At 72.0% G+C, this 3,040-nt stretch carries 1 protein-coding gene; it reads right to left on the reverse strand.

Going from position 1 to position 3,040, the window contains the following annotated elements; translation table 11 throughout:
- The coding region (locus tag ACWD4A_RS35235) for an acyltransferase domain-containing protein (protein ID WP_451200546.1) at nt 1–3,004 on the reverse strand (3,004 nt) is incomplete at its 3' end.
- Nucleotides 3,005–3,040 lie beyond the last annotated feature (36 nt).

Raw genomic sequence — 3,040 nt, forward strand, 5'->3', positions numbered from 1 at the left:
TGTGGATGTGGTGGTGGGTGATGAGGTGTTCGGCGAGGAGGGTGGCGAGTCCGCCGGTGCCGCCGGTGATGAGGAGGGTGTCGTCGGGGCCCCAGTCCTCGAAACCGGTGACCGCCGGCGCGGCCGCGGCCCGCTCATCCGGTACGACGCGTCCCAGCCGGGCCGCCCGCACACCGTCCGCCTGGACCCACACCTGCGGCTCGGCACCGGCGAGCGCGGCAGGGAAGTAGCGGGCCGAGGACTCGGCACCGTCCCAGCGGGCCAGAACGAAGGATTCCGGGTGCTCCGCCTGGGCCGAGCGGACCATACCCTCCACCGCGGCGTTGATCAGCCCGCCGGGACCGTCCGTGTCCCGCGTGACGACGACCAGCCGGGAGGGCGACAACCGCTCCTGGGCAACCCACTGCTGAAGCGTGCCGAGCACCTCGCCGAGCACCTCGCGGAGCCGCTCCGGCATCGCCGTGGCCTCGTCCCCGTCCTCGAACTCCACCACCGGGCACGGCAGGAGCACCACCTGCGGCACCACATCGCCCAGCGAGGCCAGGTCGGGGCGCGACACCATCCCCGTCCACGCCCAGCCGTCCGCCTCCGGGCCGAGAACCACCCAGCCCTCCGGACCGGCCGCGGCCGATCCCACGCCGTCCATCGGGATCGGGGCCCACTCCACCTGGTACAGCGGCAGCGAGCCCTCACCCGCCCTCGTGATCTGCTCGGCCGACACCGGCCGGGCGACCATGGAACGCACCGACGCCACCGGCGCTCCGGCCGCATCGGCCAGCTCCAGCGCCGTCGCCTCCGCGCCACCCTCGACAGCCGTGACCCTGACCCGCAGTGAGGTCGCCCCCGAAGCGTGCAGCGACACGTCGCTCCACGAGAACGGAAGCGCCGCACCGCGTCCGGGCTGCCGGACGTCATCCCCCAGCAACTCGGTGGCATGCAGGGCCGCGTCGAGAAGAGCGGGGTGAAGCCCGAATGCACCGGCGTCGCCGTGAGCCTCCTCGGGAAGGGCGACCTCGGCGAAGACCTCGCCGTCGCGGCGCCAGGCGGCGCGCAGCCCGCGGAAGACCGGACCGTATTCGAGGCCGTCGGCGGCCAGGGCCGGGTAGAGCGCACTCACATCAACGGGTGCGGCACCCTCGGGCGGCCACACACTCAGGTCGGTCCCGGAACGCGCTTCGGCTGTGCCGTCCGCGAGCAGACCGCCGGCGTGCCGGACCCAGGCATCGTCCCCGGAGGAGTCCTGAGCCCGCGAGTACACGGCGACCGGCCTGCGGCCTGTCCCGTCCGGCTCGCCCACGGACACCTGCAGGTCACGGCCGCCGCGCGGCGGGAGGACGAGCGGCACCTCCAGGGTGAGCTCCTCCAACAGGCCGCACCCCACCTGGTCACCCGCCCGGAGGGCGAGCTCGACGCAGGCGGTGCCGGGCAGGAGAGCGGCCCCCATGACGCCGTGATCGGCCAGCCAGGGATGGGACTGGAGACCGATGCGGCCCGTCAGCACCACCGCGCTCGACTCCGGCAGCGTGAGCGTGGCACCGAGCAACGGGTGCTGCGCGGAAGCCAGACCGGCGGCAGCCACGTCCGTCTGCCCCGCCACCGCGTTGATCCAGTAGCGCTGGCGTTGGAAGGGGTAGGTGGGGAGGTTGATGTGTTGGGTGGGGTTGTTGGTGTGGAGGGTGGTCCAGTCGAGGGTGTGTCCGTGGGTCCAGAGGCGGGCGAGTGCGGTGAGGGTTTCGGTTTGTTCGGGGTGGTTGCGGCGGAGGAGGGGGATGCAGAGGGTGTCGTCGTCCAGCACGGTGGAGGTCATCGCGGTCAGGACGGCGTCCGGGCCGACTTCCAGGAACGTGGTGACGCCGTCGTCGGCCAGGGTGTGGACGGCGTCGGCGAAGCGGACTGTGTGGCGGACGTGCTCTACCCAGTAGGCGGGCGAGGTGAGTTCGCCCGCGGTGGCGGGGCGGCCGGTGACGGTGGAGACGATGGGGGTGTGTGGTTCGGTGAATGTCAGGCCTGAGATCGCTGTGCGGAAGTCGTCGAGCATGGGGTCCATGAGGGGTGAGTGGAAGGCGTGGGAGACCTTGAGCAGGGAGGTCTTGCGCCCCTGACCCCGCAGGTCTTCGACGATCGCGTCAACGGTGTGACGGGCGCCGGAGACCACGACCGCGCGCGGGCCGTTGACGGCGGCGATGGCCGCGTCGGTGGCACCGTCGAGGAGAGCGAGGACCTCGTCCTCGGTTGCCTGGACGGCTGCCATCACCCCGCCCGACGGGAGGGCCTGCATGAGGCGGCCGCGTGCGGCGACCAGCGTGCATGCGTCCGCGAGGGAGAACACCCCCGCTGCGTGGGCTGCGGCGATCTCGCCCACGGAGTGGCCGGCCATCACGTCCGGGCGTATGCCCCAGGATGTGGCCAGGCGGAACAGTGCGGTTTCGACTGCGAACAGGGCGGGCTGTGCGTACTCCGTACGCTCCAGCAGCCCCGCCTCCACCGACCCTTCCTCTGCGAACAGCACTTCCAGCAGCCCGTCGAAGTGAGCGCACACTTCGTCCAGGGCCTGGGCGAACACGGGGAAGGCCTCGTACAGTTCACGGCCCATACCGACGCGCTGCGCGCCCTGCCCGGTGAAGAGGAAGGCGGTTTTGCCGCTGGTGCGGGCCACGCCCTGCACCAATCCCGTAGCTGGGGTCTCCTCGGCCAGTGCGGCCAGCCCGGCCGCCAGCTCGGCACGGTCGGAGCCGACGATCACTGCACGGTGTTCCAACTGCGCACGGGTGGTGGCCAGCGCGAGCCCTACGTCCGCCGGGTCCGGAACATTGTCGCCCTGTACCAGGTCCAGCAACTGCCGTGCCTGCGCCCGCAGGCCATCCGTACTCGCCCCGGAGACGGGCCACAGCACCAGGCCCGTGGCCTCCGGCCGCTCCGGAAGGTCCGTGGCGGTGGGTTCCCCGGCCGGGGCCTCTTCGAGGATCACATGCGCGTTGGTGCCACTGATCCCGAAGGACGACACCCCCGCACGACGCGGCCGATCGCTCTCCCAGGACAC

The organism is Streptomyces sp. NPDC002537 (assembly GCF_053594975.1).